Origin of the sequence: Acinetobacter sp. SM34, assembly GCF_022012365.1 — a bacterium.
Taxonomy (GTDB): Bacteria; Pseudomonadota; Gammaproteobacteria; order Pseudomonadales; family Moraxellaceae; genus Acinetobacter.
In genome coordinates, this window is record NZ_JAKLTP010000004.1 from 174,501 (window position 1) to 192,624 (window position 18,124).

Genomic DNA, 18,124 nt, shown 5'->3' on the forward strand with positions numbered 1-18,124 from the left:
TTATATAAGTATAACGTGAATTGGGGCAGTCAAATCATGCCCTGTCTAGTTTTCAAGCAAAACAACAACTTATTTTCTGGCAAATTTTTATCACAAAGTTACTCTATAAGACATCTGAATTTTGTGTTTGTATTGAATAATAAGTGCTAAGGAATTGTAAATATTATGAATTATCCAGATATTTTGGACTTTTGGTTTAATCCTGAAACCCAGCCACTGTGGTTTGCTAAAAGTGATGATTTTGATGCACTGATCAAGCAAAAATTTCAGGACATTCACCAAAAAGCTGCACATGCCGAACTGTGGTCATGGCGTAAAACCGCTGAAGGCCGGCTGGCAGAAATTATTGTTCTGGATCAATTCTCACGTAACCTGTTTCGGGATCAAGCCCAAGCCTTTGCTCAGGATTCTCTGGCATTGGTATTGGCACAAGAAGCCATTAGCTTGGATTTGGATAAACAATTAAGTCCAGAACAACGTGCGTTTTTATACATGCCCTTTATGCACAGTGAATCGAAACTGATTCACGAATTCGCGTTAAAATTATTTCAACGCTTAAATAATCCAATGAATCTGGATTACGAAAAAATGCATAAGGCAATTATTGACCGTTTCGGGCGCTATCCGCATCGCAATGACATCCTGGCGCGTACTTCAACTGCAGAAGAGCTCGAATTTTTAACCCAACCGAACAGTCGTTTCTAACCATTTATTGTGTCTCCTCCCGCGCACAGTAAATCGTATGGAGGTTTAACATGAAGAATAGCATTATAGGTTTGAGCATGGTCTTGGCAATGACCCTGTCAGGCTGTGCAACCACACCTTCCAAACCGCTGACTTTTGACCAGCTGGGGCAATTCAGCAATACGCCCTTGAATACGCAAACCTATCGCATCAGCTTTCAGGCGCGTCCCAATATGAGTTTTGGAACTGCCGAAGAAATCACCTTAGTGAAAGCCGCTCAGACCACGATACAAAACGGATTCCGCTATTTTAAGGTACTGAATGATCCGAGTAACCGTAACCAGCCACCACGTCAGGCAGTGGTCTATTCCAGCCCGATGTACTATCCCTATGGTTATTATCACCGTTATCCCGGCTTCTGGCCTGACCCGTTTTATGACATGCCGCGCGTGGTGACTATTGACCCGGTACAAGTTTCCTATACCATTGAATGTTATAAAGATCAGAAAAAAGTACCGGATGATGCCTTTGATGCCTATTTGATTTTAAAATCGTTAGGACAAAAGTATGGCCTAAGCCCGAGCGGCCAGATACTACCGCCACCCGTGCCGAAAACAGCAAAATAACAATAGCCTAGCCACTCACAGGAATCCTGCATGACCACAGCGGAAGCAATCACCACACCGAGTTTGCAACGCAGTAAACGCTTTGCCACCATTGCCCTCATCAGTGCCATTGTGACCTGGTTGGTGTTAATGGTAATGGCCAAACTGATTCCTGAATATGCCTGGCTGGTTCATATTTTCATGCTTTCTGCCGAAGCGGGTGTGGTCGGCGGACTGGCCGACTGGTATGCCATTACCGTATTGTTCCGCAATCCTTTTGGGAAAATGCCAATTCCCAAGTTTCTGCTCGACCACACTGAAATCATTCCGCGCAACAAAGCCCGGATTGCCGAATCCATGGGACGTTTTGTACAGGAAAACTTTTTATCTCCGCAAGTGGTGGAAAGAAGCATAAAAAGTACCGATCTGAGTCTGGCCATCGGGCAATGGTTGGCAAAGCCGGAAAATAACACCCAGGTCACGCAAGTCATTCAGCAAACCGTACCCAAGATTTTTGAATTTGTTGGTCAGGAACAGATTGGAAATTTTATTCAAAACAACAGCGTGCAATGGGTTCGCAACACGCGGGTTAATACGCTGGCCAGTGAAATGTTGCGCGCGGTCCTGGAAAATGACTTTCATCAGGATGTATTGCAACGCGGACTCGATTTGGCCCATGGCTGGATGGTGTCGCACCCTGAGCAGGCGCGGGAGCTGAGCCGCCAACTGTTCAAGGAATTGGGAGTATGGAAACTGGCCAAAGGTGCCAGCTGGATTGGGATTGATGTGCAGCAACGCACCATTGATTCACTGATTGAACGGGTGGAATCCATGCTGGCCGATCCGCAGCATCCCTGGCGGCAAAGAATTGAACAGATGGGCCAGCAGCTGATGCTGGAACTGGCCGATAATGAAAGTGAGGCCAGTGAACGGCTAAACCGTAGCAAAGATGCCCTGCTAGATAGCCCTCAGGTACTGAATTTTATCAGTGGTGCCGTAGTCATTCTTTGTGATGCCATCAAGGCCGATTTACTCAAAGCCGATTCAGGCATTGCGCAAAACCTGCGTATTGCGATTCAACAACTCGGGGAAAATATCATTTTCAATCCGGCAGTACGTCAATTGCTGAATGAACGGATGAGTGGGCTTGCCGTCAATTTAAGTGATCAATACAGTGAAAAAGTGATCCGTTTTATCAGCGAACGTATTCATGAATGGGATTCACGCGAAATGATCGACAAAATTGAAAATGAAGTCGGTGGCGATTTACATATGATCCGGGTCAATGGTGTGGTGGTCGGTGGCTTTATTGGCCTCATTCTGGGCATTATTCGCGCGCTGATTGACTGGGCGCTTTAACGAATTTAAGGCCTCAACATATAATCTTGCTAAACTAAAAAGCAGCATGTATGCCATAAATCATGCTTTTTTGAATCTTTTGCAGAATTTATCTGGCCTCAATTCTGCGCTCGTTGTCGGACAAGATTCATTCAATACAAATGGGTTCACCTAAAGACTGTGAAATTTGTTATATTTGCTGTTTTTCTGCGACATTTATTTTTCGACTGACTATGAATACGGCAATACAAGCAGCTCTCGATCATGCAGTGCAATCTCTTCAAGCTGAAGGTGTACTTCCATCCGACTGGAATAACAGCGGTCATTTAACGCGAACCAAAGACCGAAGCCACGGTGACTTCGCTTCAAATATTGCAATGATTGGTTCTAAAGCTGCGGGTATGAAACCTCGTGATCTTGCAGAAAAAATTCTTGCAAGCCTTCCTGAAGTAGCAGACATCAGCAAAGCAGAAATTGCGGGTCCCGGCTTTATTAACTTCTTTTTAAATGCCGACCAACGCTTCGCTGTTTTAGACCAAATTCAAGCGCAACAAGATCAGTTTGGCCGTACCCAAGCCAATGCCGAAAAACGCATTCAAGTCGAATTTGTTTCTGCCAATCCGACTTCAAGCCTGCACGTCGGTCATGGTCGCGGTGCAGCCTATGGCATGACTGTTGCCAATCTGCTGGAAGCAACCGGTGCCAAAGTTGACCGTGAATATTATGTCAATGATGCCGGCCGTCAGATGGATATTCTGGCAACGTCTACATACTTACGTTACCTAGAATTAACCGGTCAGCAACTGGTTTTCCCTAAAAATGCCTATCAAGGCGACTATGTAAAAGAAATCGCACAAAGCATTATCGACCAAGATGGCGATGCTTATGTACGTCCAGTCGCTGATGTTTATAAAGATGTTCCTGAGGATGTACAGTTTGCGGCTGAACTCGATGCAGATGGCAATAAAGTCGTGCTTTCAGGTGACAAAGAAAAGCACATCGATGGCTTGATTTTCAATTCACAACAATTAATCGGTCAAGGCTACCGCGTATTCTTACAAGCGGCCTTAAAAGCCATTCTTGATGATATTAAAGATGACCTTGGCGAATTTGGCGTCACCTTCAACCAGTGGTTCAGTGAAGAATCATTGACGGATAAAATTGAAGAAGCGCTTCAAACTCTTGATCAACGTGGTTTCTTGTATGAACAAGACGGTAACATCTGGTTTAAATCGACTGAATTTGGCGATGAAAAAGACCGTGTCGTGAAACGCCGTAATGGTCAAACCACTTACTTTGCATCCGACATTGCTTACCACCTGAATAAATTACAACGTGGCTATACCGATATCGTAGATATCTGGGGTTCAGACCACCACGGTTATATCGCACGTGTTAAAGCTGCCATTGATGCCATGGGTTATGACTCGAAAAAATTGACCGTTCTTTTAGTCCAGTTCGTGAGTTTATGGCGTGGTGGCGAGATGGTACAAATGTCATCTCGTTCAGGTCAGTTCGTGACTTTACGTGACCTGCGTAAAGAAGTCGGCAACGATGCTGCGCGTTTCTACTACGTGATGCGCAAGTCTGAACAGCACATTGACTTCGACCTGGATCTTGCTGTGTCGCAAAGTAAAGACAATGCGGTGTATTACATTCAATATGCACATGCGCGTATTTGCCGTATGCTTGAAAAAGCAGCATCCAGCAATGTGAATTTTGATGCCGTGAATGCACGTCAATTTGCTGCGAAACTTGATCTTGATGCTGAAACTGAAATTTTAGCTAAACTTGCGGCTTACCCTGAAATTGTGATTCGTGCAGCCAACAGTTATGAACCGCATCAAGTCGGTAACTATCTGAAAGAATTGGCAGCATTATTCCACGGTTGGTATAATGAGCATAAAGTACTCAATGATGATGCTGAACTTACGCAAGCCCGTTTATTGCTTTCAGTAAACGTACAGCAGGTTTTACGTAATGGTTTAGAATTATTAGGTGTATCTGCTCCTACATCAATGTAATTAGCACAAAAGGAAATCCCACGTGTTTGGAAAAACGCAGCGCGGTGTCTCTGAGCGACCGAATAAGCCGAAAAAGCCATTAATTCCTGCATGGCTGGGAACGCTTGTCGTTATTTTAATCGTGTTGAGTTTTGCTGTAGCTTTGATGCTATGGAAACCGTGGGCACCGGTTAAACCGAAAAATCAGATCAGTTCTGAACATTATCAGGAAGATACCAACAAGGATTATCGTTTCTACGACTTATTGCCACAGCAGCAAGTGACGCCTATTCCAGATCAGGCAGTGCCTGAAACCAAGAACTCTGGAACCGTAGTGATTGTTGAAGCACCGGAAGCAGAAACGGCTCCTCCAGCTAAGACAGCCGAACCAGGACTAGAAACTTCTGAAGCACCAGTTGCCCACCAGCCGAGTTATATTCTGCAGGTTCGTAGCTATCCCGATCCGGATAGTGCCGATGCCCGCCGTGCTGAAATTATCTTGAATGGTTTATCTGCCGATGTGGTGAAAACAGTGGAAGGCGGTCAAACCTGGTATCGGGTGATTTCTGGGCCTTATGATTCTTCTGAAGCTGCGATTATTGCCCAGCAAACCTTACAACGCAGTGGCATTGATTCTATTGTAGTGAAACGTTAATTCAGATTTTTTTCTAAATGACATCAAAAAGAGCCTTTATATAAGGCTCTTTTTATTTTAACAGTAGATTTTCCCTAACCCTCTCCCGGAGGGAGGAGGAATATTATTAAACCGTATGCCCCAAAGCCTCGCCCATTACTACAACAGAGTTGGCTTTAAACATCGCGTCCCACTGCATTTTATCTTTTTCAAATAAAATTACCGCAGTTGAACCCAAGTAGAAACGTCCCAACTCTGCGCCTTTTTCAAGGAACAGGTTGTGCTGGTTCAATTCCAGATGTCCAGTCGGTTTCACCTTACCGGTAGCTACAGTTTCAATGCCTGCAACAATCATGGCACCCACTAAAACCACCGCCATACGGCCCAGTTCAGTATCAAACAGGCAGACCATACGTTCATTACGGGCAAACAGTCCCGGAATGTTTTCCGCTGTGGTTTGATTCACCGAGAACAATTCACCTGGAACATACAGGGTTTCAGTCAAAGTCCCGGCAAAAGGCATATGCACACGGTGGTAATCTTTAGGTGATAAATACACTGTAGCAAAATGACCATTTTTAAATGGCTCCGCCAGTTGCGGATCGGCAATCAGTTTTTCCACCGAAAAGCTTTGCCCTTTGGCCTGAAAAATATCGCCATCTTCGATTTTACCCAGCTGTGAAATTGCGCCATCTGCAGGCGACACAATACTATGCGGATCAGCATCAATTTGACGCACACCCTGTTTTAAAGAGCGGGTAAAAAATTCGTTAAATGATTTGAATTTCAATGCATTGCTTTGTTCAGCAATCGACATATCAATTCCATACTGGGCTTTAAAAGCCTGAATCACGGTATTTTTGATAATCGGATGTTCACTGGCAGCCAGTTTACCCACGACACGTGATAATTGGTGTTGTGGCACAACACGTTGTGCTTGAATAAAAATTTGTTTTTTTAAACGTGATGCGAAGCTCAAGATGGTAACTCTCCGGTAATAATCGGACTGTCGAGGCGGTTGCCCCATTCACTCCACGCACCATCATAAGCCTGTATCTCCCAACCGAGCAATCGGCCCAGAATATAGGCCAAACCCGAACGATGATGTGACTGACAATAGACCACCACAGGTTGTTTTAAATTGAAACCCAGTTGTTCCAAGCGCTGTTGAGTGCGTTGTAAAGGATGCAATTTTAAATGATTTTCACGATTTAGGGCAGTACTCCATTCAAAATGTCGGGCATTTGGAATGTGACCGCCGCGTCGCGCTGCAAGACGAAGACCGGTATATTCATCTTCGGTGCGGCAATCCCACAATTGAATGCTATTGTTTTGTACTTTTTCTAACAGCTCTGCATATTCAATACGGTACTTTTCGATATTGGTTAGATTAATCTCCACCAGAGGCACTACGGGAACTAATTTCTCCACTTCTGAAGAAGTAGGCAAACCGGCTGCCAGCCAGGCATGAATGCCACCATTTAACAGGCTGGTATTTTCAAAACCCAGACAATGCAGGTTCCAGATCAGACGCCCTGCCCAAGCCCCACCTTCATCATCATAAGCCACCACATGATGTTCCGGAGAAATATTCAGATATTCAATCAGGGCTTTTAAGCCCTCTACATCAGGCAACAAACCTGAAGCCTGCTCTTCTTGGCGTACCAGCTGCTTCGGTTGCACATGAATGGCATGCGGAATATGCAATTGATCATAAACAGAACGACGGCTTAAATCGACAATGCGTAATTTTTCATTGCCTAAAAACGGAACCAGCTCTTCTGCTTCTATTAGCAGAGCAAAATTAAACGCAGATACAGTCATACTTTTTTCGTGTTTTATTCAGATCAACATGGACGATCTTAGCATAAGTCATTTTCACTATTATGCTGATTTTTTTGCATTGGTTTAGCAAAAAATCAGCTATAGCCATCATGATTATTCTGTTTCGGTGAGATTAAATACCTGACGTAAATAGGCCAGGAAGGTATCGTTATCGGTCATTGTTTTTCCTGGACTGTCGGAAATTTTTGCTACCGATTGACCATTGCATTCCACTAGTTTTAACACAATATTGAGTGGCGCTTGTCCCAAGTCATTGGTTAAATTGGTACCAATACCAAAGCTGACCTGAAAGCGGTCTTTAAAGTATTGATGCAAGCCCCAGGCTTTTTCCAGATTCAGCCCATCACTAAAGGTCAGCATCTTGGTTTTGCTGTCAATTTTTAATTTCTTATAGTGCGCATAGGCTTTATCACCCCATGCATAGGGATCGCCACTATCATGACGCAAACCGTCAAACAGTTTGGCAAAATACAAATCGAAGTCACGCAGGAATGCATCCATTCCTACCACATCGGTCAGGGCAATCCCTAAATCACCACGATATTCCTGCACCCAGGTTTCCAGTGCCGCTTTCTGAAAATCGCGTAAACGCACATCCAGAGCCTGAAAGGCCTGTAAAAACTCATGTGCCATGGTTCCGATCGGAGTAATTCCCAATTCTTTCGCAATCAACACATTGCTGGTACCACGGAAAATATTCGGTGAGGCTTGGTTAAATACTTCAATCACATGCTTTTGCCAGGCAAAACTATAACGACGACGCGTACCAAAGTCAGACACCAAGAAAGGTGGTTCATGAGGCTTCAATTCTTTTTCATAATGCTTTAACAGTTCGACTTTGGCTTGCAAACGGCGTTCACCTTCTGCCAAAACTTCATCACTGCGAATACGCATGAAATACAGTTCATTGACAATGGCCAGCACAAAGATTTCAAACATCATCGCCTGAACCATGGGTCCCTCAACCCAAATATCCAAACGACCTTGTTCATCAATACTGGCTTTAATAAAACGACGTTTCAGCTGGAACAGTTCCAGATAATCGACGAAGTCACTTTTGATAAAACGTAAACTGCGCAGATAGAGCAGCTCACCTTCTTTAAACTTAAGCTGGCATAAATAGTCGAGTTGCTGATTCAAATCGCCCAGAATATCCGTCAGTGGATAAACGGTATCCTCTAAATTACGGCAACGGAAATGATAAACACTGTGCGTTTGAGGAAATTTATGCAATACCACCTGTAACATGGTGAATTTGTACAAGTCGGTATCAAGCAAAGATTGAATGATTGGAGCCATATCTAATGAAATTTCGCTGTGCTGACTGCATTAAAACACACTTTTTATCTTGATATTGCTAGTTTTGCGTACAGCTGTACCCGTCAAGGCAATAGAGTCACGGTTAAACCTCACTGTTATTCCGTAATAGAGCTGTATTTTATTTCCTGTGAGCGGCCTTGAGTCACGACTCTCGCATTTGCATCTTCATATCCAGTTTCGTTAAAGTCTGCTTGGGTTTATTCATGCAAAGATAGAGTAAAACATCTTTAACCAAACCTGATGATTCTGTTGAGATATTGTGTGTATTTTAAAGCTTAAATTTCTGTCTGTTTGCTACAATGCTGCGGATAAATTGAAGATTTAAATTGGTTAAGTTATGCGTGCATTATTGCAACGGGTTCTAGAAGCAAAGGTTGTGGTGGATGGTGAAACCACTGGGCAAATTGAAAAAGGCATTTTGGTTTTTCTGGGATTAGCTAAAGAAGACAATCTGGAAAAAGGCAAAAAGCTGATCGACAAGATCTTGAAATATCGTTTTTTTGATGATGAACAAGGCAAGATGGGCTGGAATGTCAGTCAAGCGGGTGGCGGATTATTATTGGTTTCACAATTTACCTTAATGGCGCAAACGCAAAAAGGCTTACGTCCTGACTTTGGTCCAGCGATGCCGCCAAGTGAAGCCAAAGCACTTTATGAACAATTGGTTGAATATGCAAAATCACAATTTGAGAATGTGCAAACTGGCATTTTTGCAGCCGATATGAAAGTGCATTTGGTCAATGATGGACCGGTGACGTTTAATCTGGAAGTTGAATAAGGCGACAATATTGCCATCATAAAAAAACCCTCGATTGAGGGCTTTTTTATTTTTAAATGCAGATCTGAAATTATTTACCGGTTTTTTCACGGATAAATGAACGCACCAATTTCACTTTTTCTTGTACTGGCTTAGGTAATTTTGGTGGAATCAGTTTGGCAACTTTGTTAAACCAGACCAAAAGACCAAAATCTCCTTCCATTTTAATGGTTCCATTTTGCATGCCAGTCATGAAAGCGCTGGGATCACCTTTTATTAAAGTTTTTACACCTTGTTCACTGTCTGCAAACTGCAAAATGAAGTCCGCTTTTTCCACATCACCTGCTACTGTGTCAATTTGTCCATTGTTTACAATAATTTGACGTGCAACACCCAGGTCAGTACCAATTTGAATGCGGAATTGACGTTCATGAACCAGCTCAATAAATTTTGGACTGGTACGAGCCAATTGCTTCATACGCAAAGCCAAGCCCGCAACTAACAAATCAAGCGGATCCGTGCTTACATCGACCAGTGGTAATTTTACGACAGGAATCGAAGATAGTTTCATGACATTTAAGCCTATTGTAATTGTTGGAAAATTGACGACTTATCCTACCATAACTTGTGTTTTTTGAAGTAAGGCTTTGTATAACAATAATCAATAAAAAAAGATGTGCCTGAGCACATCTTTTTATTTTTTTAATTTAATTTATAGATCTTACAAATTAACGGCTTGAACACTGTTGCTGTTCATCGTCATAAACTGGTGTATGTTCAATATACTGACGTTTGGCTAAAGCTCGTTCTGCACGACGATCTTCACGTAATAGCAGCATAGTTACAATAACCATCACCGACATTAACGCAGTCAGATAGCTGTATGCCATGGGTAAATCAAAAACGATTTGTGTGCTGAAGCGAATGGCTTCAATCACTCCCCAAAACAGCATACCTGCAAACATATAGCTTAACAAACGACGATAAGGCGAGAAGAAAACAGCTATCAAAGCAGCCGCAATCAAGCTTAAGCCAACAATGGTTGCTAAATTCGCTGTAACCATAAAAACCTCCGTCCTATAAAGGATGTTGACACTTTTATATGGGTCTAAATCAAATCCCCGATAGCGTGAATAAATGCTGAAATATATTTATATCAATTTCTATGCAAGCATTATGCGGAGTTTTTTTAAGAAAAAAAGTCTTGTATTTTCAGTAAGCGACATACCTTGTCGCAATATTATTTTGTCATTACATTTTTTTATTTTTAACTTTTTCTGGAAACGAGATGGGCTCGGACTTGCCGTGTCATTACAAAAAAACAACTCATTTTAATCAATAAAAAAACTTTTTTCCTGAATGGCTTGAATGCTGTTTTTATCGGCAATGCCTGGCTACCGTTCATCGTATTTTGCCTGTTTTTAAACAAAAAACGCGACATCAATGTCGCGTTTAGTCAATAAATTTCAATCTTTAGGCACGACTCAGATCTTTATCATGTACGCCGAGCAGATAGAGTACTCCATCAAGGCCGACACTTGAAATCGCCTGATTGGCATTTTGACGAACCAAAGGTTTGGCACGGAAAGCCACACCTAAACCGGCAATAGACAGCATTGGCAAGTCATTGGCACCATCCCCTACGGCAATGGCCTGTTCCAGTGAAATACCCATTTTCGCAGCCAGTTCACGCAGCAATAAGGCTTTACGGGCACCATCGACAATATGTCCTTTGACTTCACCGGTAACCACACCATCTTGTACATCCAAAATGTTGGCATGGACTTCATCAATCCCCAGTTTTTCTTGCAGGTATTCGGCAAAATACTGGAAACCACCGGAAAGAATGGCGGTCTTGTAACCCAAGGCTTTCAAGGTTGAAATCAGGCGCTCTGCCCCTTCCGTCACGGTTAAGCGCTCGGCAATTTGAGGTAAAACAGAAGCATCCATACCTTTTAATAAGGCGACACGGGCACGGAAGCTTTGCTGGAAATCAAGTTCCCCTTGCATGGCGCGTTCAGTAATTTCAGCAACTTGCTCACCGACACCGGCCTCAATCGCCAACTCATCAATCACTTCCTGCTCAATCAAGGTCGAGTCCATGTCAAAGCAGACCAGACGACGATTGCGACGGTAAGCATTATCTTCTTGCACCGCAACATCGACGCTTAATTCAGTCGATAAACGCAAGCATGCCGCACGCATGGCAGTGGCATCCAGCATTTGTCCTTTCAAGCCAAATTGCACGCAAGAGCGTTTAGGTCCATCGGCTTGAATATCCAGCTCCGGACGACCCGACAAACGGGTCACGGTTTCAATATTAAAGCCCTGGTTGGAGACAATCTGAGTCACTGCCTGCAGGTGTGATGCTGTTAATTCCGGTGCCAGTGCCGTCACGATATAACGGGTCTGTCCCCCTTCACTCACCCATTGATCATATTCTGATGTAGAGATTGGTTTAAAGCGCACTGTTAAGCCAATATCATGTGCTAGAATCAGAATCTCCTTCATGGCTAATGCTGTAGCAGTTTGGTCATCTGACGAAACAACAATACCTAAAGTCAGTTGGTTGTGGATGACGGCTTGTCCAACGTCCAAAATTTGTAACGAATGGACGGACAATACCTGCATTAATCGTGTAAATTGATTAGGCTGGTCGGGTCCCAAAAATGATATAAGAATGATTTCTCGCATGAATTGACTCGGATCTGAGCTACAACTATTGCTAGAATCATAATCGAATTTGAACATAAATGCCTTGGAAGTTTACGTTGAATGCGCCTAGACAAGGGCTATTTGCTAGCCTACTGATTGTAAGTTTTGCTTTTCACACCTTTTTACTGGTACTTGCGACGACGCATCAGTTGAATGCTAACCGCGCCAGTCAGGGACAGCTGATGACCTCGCAACTGGTCACAGACAGCCTGTCCGAGCTGGAACCGGCCAATACGGTGTCATTGGCTTTACTGGCCGACCGTTATGCAACCAACCCGAGTGTGGCCTCTATCCGTATTTTAGATGCGAATAATCAGGTACTGGCAACAGGTGGTTTAACCAAGACACGCCAAGGCGAAGTTTTTGTTCGTGAAGCACTGCAAAATGAAAAGAAAGTCGGCAGTATTGAAATTACCCTGATTCAGCCAAGTATAGGGGAGATTTTACGTACCCAATGGCTGGCGATTTTATTATCGCTGCTGATTCATGGTTTATTATGGTTAGCCTATCGCGCCATTGCCCGTCCAAGCCGTACCGAATATCTAGCGCGTATCAACAATGAATCACGCCTCAAACATGAAATTCAAACCCTGACTCAGGCTTTGGAACAAGAACAGCACAATGCCGCAGTCGCGATTGCTCAGGCGCAGAACAACGCTCAGACTAAAGCTAAAACCAAAGAATCCAAGCCTGTAGTGCTGGATGACAATTGTATTGCCTTAAATATTCAGTTTTATGATCCAAAACAGCTGATGGATTCGGTGAATAAAACCGTTTCTATTCCTTATTTTAATTTATGTCAGATTTTCCTGAATAAAGCCGCTGAACTCTGTGTTCAACACTACAAATTAAATAGTTCCGATATCTCCACTGTACATAAATTTGATGAGCATGGCGCAACCATTAGCATGTCGGTCGAAACACCAAATGCAGTGCAATGTCTGGTGATGATCAGTACCGTATTCCAGTTATTATCCGATGTGCTGTACAAACGCTATCGTGAAGAAAAACGTTTCGTGTTGCAAACACGCAGTGCCATTTCCAGCCATGTTGAGGCTATGCACCTCAGCCCTGTCCAAGCAGCAGAACGTCTGGTACAACAACTGGCAGCCAAAGAAAGTGCCATTCATTTACCGAATGAATTACTTAAAGGCATTTCAGATCGTTACCAGTTGGTCAGCATACCAAATCCAACCAATGTGCTCACCCGTCATGCCTTTATGATGAACGGGATGGACAGCGAAGTGGCCGAATTGGCACAAACCTTTAGAACTGAAATTTTAAAAGCCAAGCAATCCAAAGCATCTTAAAAACAGCTCAATAAAAAAAAGCCGGGTTCATGAACTCGGCTTTTTATTGCTAAAATTCTGTGCTGAAGTACCACTGAAGTCAGCAGAGATCTTTTAAGCATTATTCTATTTTATCTGTCCTGCTTGCCCAATAACTGGCTAATGCAGGTCCTGAAATGTTATGCCATAAACTGAAAATTGCACTTGGCACTGCGGTTATTGGGGATGCAGCAAAATGCACTGCAGCCAAAGCCACGCCTAGACCCGAGTTTTGCATCCCCACTTCAATGGCAATAGCTTTACTGTCTGCATAAGGCAGTTTAAAGAAGCGGCTTGCCCAAAAACCTAGCAAATAGCCCAGACCATTGTGCAGCGCGACCACGCCCAAAATCAATAAACCGGATTGCAGAATCTGCACCTTACTTCCGGCAATAATCGCAGCCACAATCGCCACAATGGCAAATACTGAAATCAACGGCATCACTTGAATATAAGCATCAACTTTTTGCTTGAATATCGAGCGCACAATCAAGCCCAGAATGATTGGAAACAGCACCACTTGCAAAATTGAAATAAACATCGAGCTTGCATTAATCTCAATCCATTGGCTAGCCAAAAGATAGAAAATTGCCGGGGTTAATACAGGCGCCAAAATAGTCGAAACTGAAGTACAGGCCACGGATAAAGCAGTATTGCCCTTGGCCATATAAGTAATGACATTGGATGCCGTCCCGCCGGGGCAACAGCCGACCAGAATTACCCCTATTGCAATTTCAGGCGGCAGTTGAAACAGCTGACATAAAGCATAGGCCAGTCCTGGCATGACAATAAATTGTGCAGCCACACCAATCCCCACGGCTTTAGGACTTTGCAATACCCCTTTAAAATCATCGACAGTCATGGTCATGCCCATACCGAACATGATGATCCCCAGCATCCAGGTGATATAGGCTTTCAGCCAGACAAAGGCTTCCGGGAAAATTAAAGCAATAGCGGCAAATAGTACTACCCACAGGGCAAAGGTTTTCTGAATAAATTGCGTAAAGCGCAACAAATAAGACATAAAGATCAATCCGATATTTATTCTAGTATCTCGTCCAGGAAGTAACCTTTACAACATTAAGCAACAAAAAATTAGACTTTTCCCAGACTGGATTAAACTGTTTATGAGGCCTGTTGCTGAACAATATCTTTGACCAGAATACGTTTTACTCCAGCTGCCAGCATGTCTTGCCAGGCATGTTGCAATGAACCGTGTAAATCGATGCCCTTAGTGGCATCGGAAATCACATAGGTTTTAAAGCCCAGTTTGCAGGCATCTATTGCTGTCCATGCCACACAAAAATCAGTGGCAATTCCTGCAATAAAAACGGTATCAATACCACGTTCTTTTAAATAGCCGGCCAAACCGGTTGTGGTTTTTTGATCTGCTTCCAAAAAGGCTGAATAGCTGTCGATATGGACATGAGTACCCTTGCGGATAATCAATTGTGCCGTCGGTAAATTGAGCTCTGGATGAAGTTCTGCATCAGTAGTGCCTTGTACACAATGGCTTGGCCATAAGACCTGACTGCCATAGTCGAGCTGAATACTGTCATAAACCGCCTTACCAGAATGATTGTCTGCAAAAGAGATATGATTTTCAGGATGCCAGTCTTGAGTCAGGACAATATTGTTAAAATACTGCCCCAATACATTGATATTTGGAATGATCTGATCGGCATTCGCTACGGCCAGATTACCGCCTGGGGTAAATCCTCGTTGTACGTCCACCACCAGTAATACGACATTAGTTTGCATCCGTTTTCATCCCCTGAAATCTCGATTTATGCCCAAGCATAGCGCAAATATAGTAGAGTATTTTTAGCACTACCGATAAAAATAGAATGACTGTTCATTCGGATCAATCTTGGAATCAGTTCAATATCTGCATCATTTTGCAATGAATAATAAATTAAAGAGTTGTTTTTATTTCATCGCAAACGATAAGAAAAACAGAAAATTTTCCCTATCAATAGCATGATGATTTTTTTAAATTCTGAGCATAAAAAAAGCCTGCAAATGCAGGCTTTTTTTAATTTTTTCAGTATTACACCTTGGTGCGGTTCACCAGGATCAGCATACATACTGCAGAGATAATGATACATGGAATCGCTGCGGTAATAACCCCTGCTGCACCGAAGCCTGCAGTCAGTAACTGACCTGCAATCACAGGGCCAAGCATTGCGCCGATACGGCCTACTGCAGAAGCAACACCTACACCAGTACCACGTACTTCGGTCGGATACACGATACTACCAAAGGCATACAGTACGCCCTGACAGCCGATCACAAATGCACCTGCCAATGCTGCTGCCATATACATCTGGTTAAGCGAGCTTGCACCATTTAGTGCCAGTAAACCCGCGAGGATACCACCGTACATCAACAGGATGACGTAAGCTTTCTTCCAGCGATCGGTCAACATACCCAGAATAATCGTACCGATGGTCGCAGTCACCATGAAGTAGAACTGTGCGGTTGAACCGTTTTGACGGGTAAAGCCCAGTTCCATAAACAATGATGGTAGCCAGCTCAGCATGATGTAAACCACCATCAGGGTAAAGAAGTAGCTCACCCAGATACAGATCGTGCGTAACAGGTTATTGGAATTAAACAGGTCCTTAAATGAACCTTGCGGTGAAACGGTAAGTTCTGCTGCAGTTTTGTTCTTGGCCTTCAGGTATTCCTTTGACTCAGGCAAGAACCACATCATGAGTGGAATTACGAAGACAGGTAATAAACCACCCAAGTAGAAAACATTCTTCCAGTTGGCACCAAATTCAGTGGCGGCAATTAAAGATAAAATCGCAGCACCGACTGGCATACCACAGTACATCAAGCCCACTGCACGACCACGATTTTTTGGAGATACTGCTTCTGATGCCAGCGTGATCAAAATCGGCATTGCACCGCCCAGACCCGCACCTGCCAGAAAACGTACTGCCAGCAGACTATTGAAGCTGTTGACCCAAACTGTACATAAGGTAAATACAGCAAATGTTGCTGTCGACCAGACCAACACTTTTTTACGACCAATCCGGTCAGCAAGTCGGCCACCGATCAGTGCACCTGGTAATAAACCCAGAATACCTGCACTAAAAAACACACCCAACTGAGAGCTGTCGAGACCAAAATACTCACGAATACCTGCAGCGGCGATGCCGGCTGCCTGAATATCCAGACCTTCAATCACAGCAATCAGAAAACAGATCGCTACCGTGACGATGGCATGCTTATTATCTGATTTTTCCATTGGATTATCCTTGTTCAATCAGCATTACAAAAAGAAAGCCATCATCTATGAGTCTGGAAATTCAAATAACTACCAATAAGTGGAAGAATCTACACTTTATTGACAAAAATACGGGATATTTAAAACTTTTCGATACCAAAATACATAGTCGCAAAAGCACTTAATCAAGTTTAATCAACACACAAAAAATCAACATGACCCTTATTATTTCAATTCTGAAAATCATCTTATGCAAAAAGGGTTAAAATAGATTAATAGTTTTAACTGATTATTTCTTAAGTTTTTAATGATCATTTGGATAAATTAAATGACCGATTTATATTGATTTAACGTCTATGCTAATCATAATTAAATCTTAAATTCTGATGTTTTTACCCGGAATTATTGATTCTATTGACTTAAACCTACATTTTTTTGTGATATCGACCATTCATTTCTCCAGTTAAAAAACCTCATTTTTAAGATCAGCCCTAAGAAACCTTTCAGCTGTGTTCAATTTAAAAAATTAATTTACTGGTGTTGGCTAGACTTTTCACTTGCTTTTCATAAAGTTTTTAGATGGTTTGACTAAAGCATATTGTTCTTCACCGCTTGTTCGTTCATAATTTGCATAAGCATTATTCAATTTCATTCAATTGAGTTGAATTGGCTATAAATCAAAATACGTAACCATCCAAATTTATGTTTTTCTACCTCACCGGATGGGCAAATAGGATATTTTTTTAAAATGACTCAGCAAGCACAGATCATTCAAGGCTCAATTGTCGCAATCGTCACCCCAATGTTTGAAGATGGCAGCGTAGATTGGAAGGGTCTAGAAAAGCTCGTTGAGTGGCATGTAGCGCAAGGCACCAACAGTATTGTTGCTGTGGGTACTACAGGTGAAGCATCAACTTTAAGCATGGCTGAACATACCCAGGTGATTAAAGAAATCATTCGTGTGGCCAACAAACGTATTCCTGTAATTGCAGGTACGGGTGCTAACTCTACCCATGAAGCGATTGAACTGACCAAAGAAGCCAAAGAACTGGGCGCAGATGCTGCACTCTTGGTCACCCCTTACTACAATAAGCCAACCCAAGAAGGTTTATATCAGCATTATAAAGCGATTGCTGAAGCGGTAGACTTACCTCAAATTCTGTATAACGTTCCAGGCCGTACTGGCGTAGACATGTTAAATGAAACCGTGATTCGTCTGGCAGATATTCCACAAATTGTCGGCATTAAAGATGCAACCGGCGACGTCGCCCGTGGTAAGGAACTCATTGAAGGATTAAACGGCAAAGACATGACTGTTTATTCTGGCGATGATGCTACGGCATACCAGCTTATGGGGCTGGGCGCTAAAGGCAACATATCGGTTACTGCCAATGTGGCACCTAATGAAATGAGCCTGATCTGTGCTGCTGCACTCGCAGGTGATGCAGAAGGTGCTGAAGCATTAAATAATAAAGTTGCAAATTTACACAATATTTTATTTTGTGAATCTAACCCAATTCCTGTGAAATGGGCACTCCATGAAATGGGCTTGATTGGTACCGGTATTCGCTTACCATTAACTCCTCTTGCAGAACAATATCGTACCCCATTGCGTGAAGCACTGAACGCTTCGGGTGTCATTAAATAAAGAGCACAACAT

Annotated in this window: 17 protein-coding genes; 8 read left to right on the forward strand and 9 right to left on the reverse strand. The window is 43.0% G+C overall.

Features of this window, described 5'->3' with window-relative positions:
- The first annotated feature begins 165 nt into the window (after positions 1 to 165).
- The 5 genes from LZZ98_RS05270 (at position 166) to LZZ98_RS05290 (ending at position 5,285) form a co-directional block, all read left to right on the forward strand.
- On the forward strand, positions 166 to 705 hold the full coding sequence (locus LZZ98_RS05270; RefSeq protein ID WP_237786956.1) for a DUF924 family protein: 540 nt from the start codon (positions 166 to 168) through the stop codon (positions 703 to 705).
- Positions 706 to 755: 50 nt separating this feature from the next.
- Entirely contained in the window at positions 756 to 1,310 is a 555-nt protein-coding gene (locus tag LZZ98_RS05275) for a CC0125/CC1285 family lipoprotein (RefSeq protein ID WP_237786957.1), read from the forward strand.
- A gap of 30 nt (positions 1,311 to 1,340) precedes the next feature.
- Positions 1,341 to 2,648, forward strand: a complete 1,308-nt coding sequence (locus LZZ98_RS05280) for a DUF445 domain-containing protein (RefSeq protein ID WP_237786958.1) — start codon at positions 1,341 to 1,343, stop codon at positions 2,646 to 2,648.
- Positions 2,649 to 2,860: 212 nt separating this feature from the next.
- Positions 2,861 to 4,651: an arginine--tRNA ligase gene (gene argS, locus LZZ98_RS05285; RefSeq protein WP_237786959.1), complete on the forward strand. Its 1,791-nt coding sequence runs from the start codon at positions 2,861 to 2,863 to the stop codon at positions 4,649 to 4,651.
- Positions 4,652 to 4,673: 22 nt separating this feature from the next.
- The gene (locus LZZ98_RS05290) at positions 4,674 to 5,285 is read left to right on the forward strand and encodes an SPOR domain-containing protein (protein WP_237786960.1); all 612 of its coding nucleotides are present in this window, start codon (positions 4,674 to 4,676) and stop codon (positions 5,283 to 5,285) included.
- Between the two features lie 106 nt (positions 5,286 to 5,391).
- Here LZZ98_RS05290 and asd read toward each other — a convergent pair whose 3' ends face one another.
- The 3 genes from asd to pncB all read right to left on the reverse strand — a co-directional run bounded on the left by asd (position 5,392) and on the right by pncB (position 8,408).
- Complete coding sequence (gene asd, locus LZZ98_RS05295) at positions 5,392 to 6,243, reverse strand: archaetidylserine decarboxylase (RefSeq protein ID WP_237786961.1); 852 nt, start codon at positions 6,241 to 6,243, stop codon at positions 5,392 to 5,394.
- The gene (locus LZZ98_RS05300) at positions 6,240 to 7,088 is read right to left on the reverse strand and encodes a sulfurtransferase (protein ID WP_166170553.1); all 849 of its coding nucleotides are present in this window, start codon (positions 7,086 to 7,088) and stop codon (positions 6,240 to 6,242) included. Before LZZ98_RS05300 ends, asd begins: the two co-directional genes overlap by 4 nt.
- 114 nt (positions 7,089 to 7,202) lie before the next feature.
- Positions 7,203 to 8,408, reverse strand: coding sequence for a nicotinate phosphoribosyltransferase (gene pncB / locus LZZ98_RS05305; protein WP_237786962.1), 1,206 nt, complete (start codon positions 8,406 to 8,408; stop codon positions 7,203 to 7,205).
- Positions 8,409 to 8,766: 358 nt separating this feature from the next.
- Between pncB and dtd the strand changes: the two genes are divergently transcribed.
- Positions 8,767 to 9,207 carry a D-aminoacyl-tRNA deacylase gene (dtd, locus tag LZZ98_RS05310; protein WP_237786963.1) on the forward strand — a complete coding sequence of 147 codons (441 nt, stop codon included), beginning with the start codon at positions 8,767 to 8,769 and terminating at the stop codon, positions 9,205 to 9,207.
- 70 nt (positions 9,208 to 9,277) lie between these two features.
- Here the strand turns inward: dtd and LZZ98_RS05315 are convergent, their stop codons facing one another.
- The 3 genes from LZZ98_RS05315 to serB form a co-directional block, all read right to left on the reverse strand.
- Positions 9,278 to 9,757: an SCP-2 sterol transfer family protein gene (locus LZZ98_RS05315; RefSeq protein WP_237786964.1), complete on the reverse strand. Its 480-nt coding sequence runs from the start codon at positions 9,755 to 9,757 to the stop codon at positions 9,278 to 9,280.
- A 157-nt stretch (positions 9,758 to 9,914) separates the two neighbouring features.
- A complete protein-coding gene (gene aciT / locus LZZ98_RS05320) occupies positions 9,915 to 10,250 on the reverse strand; it encodes a ciprofloxacin tolerance protein AciT (protein ID WP_237786965.1) in 336 nt (111 codons plus the stop codon).
- Between the two features lie 409 nt (positions 10,251 to 10,659).
- Positions 10,660 to 11,880: a phosphoserine phosphatase SerB gene (serB, locus tag LZZ98_RS05325; RefSeq protein WP_237786966.1), complete on the reverse strand. Its 1,221-nt coding sequence runs from the start codon at positions 11,878 to 11,880 to the stop codon at positions 10,660 to 10,662.
- Positions 11,881 to 11,957: 77 nt separating this feature from the next.
- Here serB and LZZ98_RS05330 point away from each other — a divergent pair, with 77 nt between their 5' ends.
- Positions 11,958 to 13,211: a hypothetical protein gene (locus LZZ98_RS05330; protein WP_237787004.1), complete on the forward strand. Its 1,254-nt coding sequence runs from the start codon at positions 11,958 to 11,960 to the stop codon at positions 13,209 to 13,211.
- A 100-nt stretch (positions 13,212 to 13,311) separates the two neighbouring features.
- Here LZZ98_RS05330 and LZZ98_RS05335 read toward each other — a convergent pair whose 3' ends face one another.
- The 3 genes from LZZ98_RS05335 to mhpT all read right to left on the reverse strand — a co-directional run bounded on the left by LZZ98_RS05335 (position 13,312) and on the right by mhpT (position 16,485).
- Positions 13,312 to 14,253, reverse strand: coding sequence for a bile acid:sodium symporter family protein (locus LZZ98_RS05335; RefSeq protein WP_237786967.1), 942 nt, complete (start codon positions 14,251 to 14,253; stop codon positions 13,312 to 13,314).
- A gap of 101 nt (positions 14,254 to 14,354) precedes the next feature.
- The gene (gene pncA, locus LZZ98_RS05340) at positions 14,355 to 14,990 is read right to left on the reverse strand and encodes a bifunctional nicotinamidase/pyrazinamidase (RefSeq protein WP_237786968.1); all 636 of its coding nucleotides are present in this window, start codon (positions 14,988 to 14,990) and stop codon (positions 14,355 to 14,357) included.
- A 289-nt stretch (positions 14,991 to 15,279) separates the two neighbouring features.
- Positions 15,280 to 16,485 carry a 3-(3-hydroxy-phenyl)propionate transporter MhpT gene (gene mhpT, locus LZZ98_RS05345; RefSeq protein ID WP_237786969.1) on the reverse strand — a complete coding sequence of 402 codons (1,206 nt, stop codon included), beginning with the start codon at positions 16,483 to 16,485 and terminating at the stop codon, positions 15,280 to 15,282.
- Positions 16,486 to 17,212: 727 nt separating this feature from the next.
- Between mhpT and dapA the strand changes: the two genes are divergently transcribed.
- The gene (gene dapA, locus LZZ98_RS05350; protein ID WP_237786970.1) at positions 17,213 to 18,112 is read left to right on the forward strand and encodes a 4-hydroxy-tetrahydrodipicolinate synthase; all 900 of its coding nucleotides are present in this window, start codon (positions 17,213 to 17,215) and stop codon (positions 18,110 to 18,112) included.
- Positions 18,113 to 18,124 lie beyond the last annotated feature (12 nt).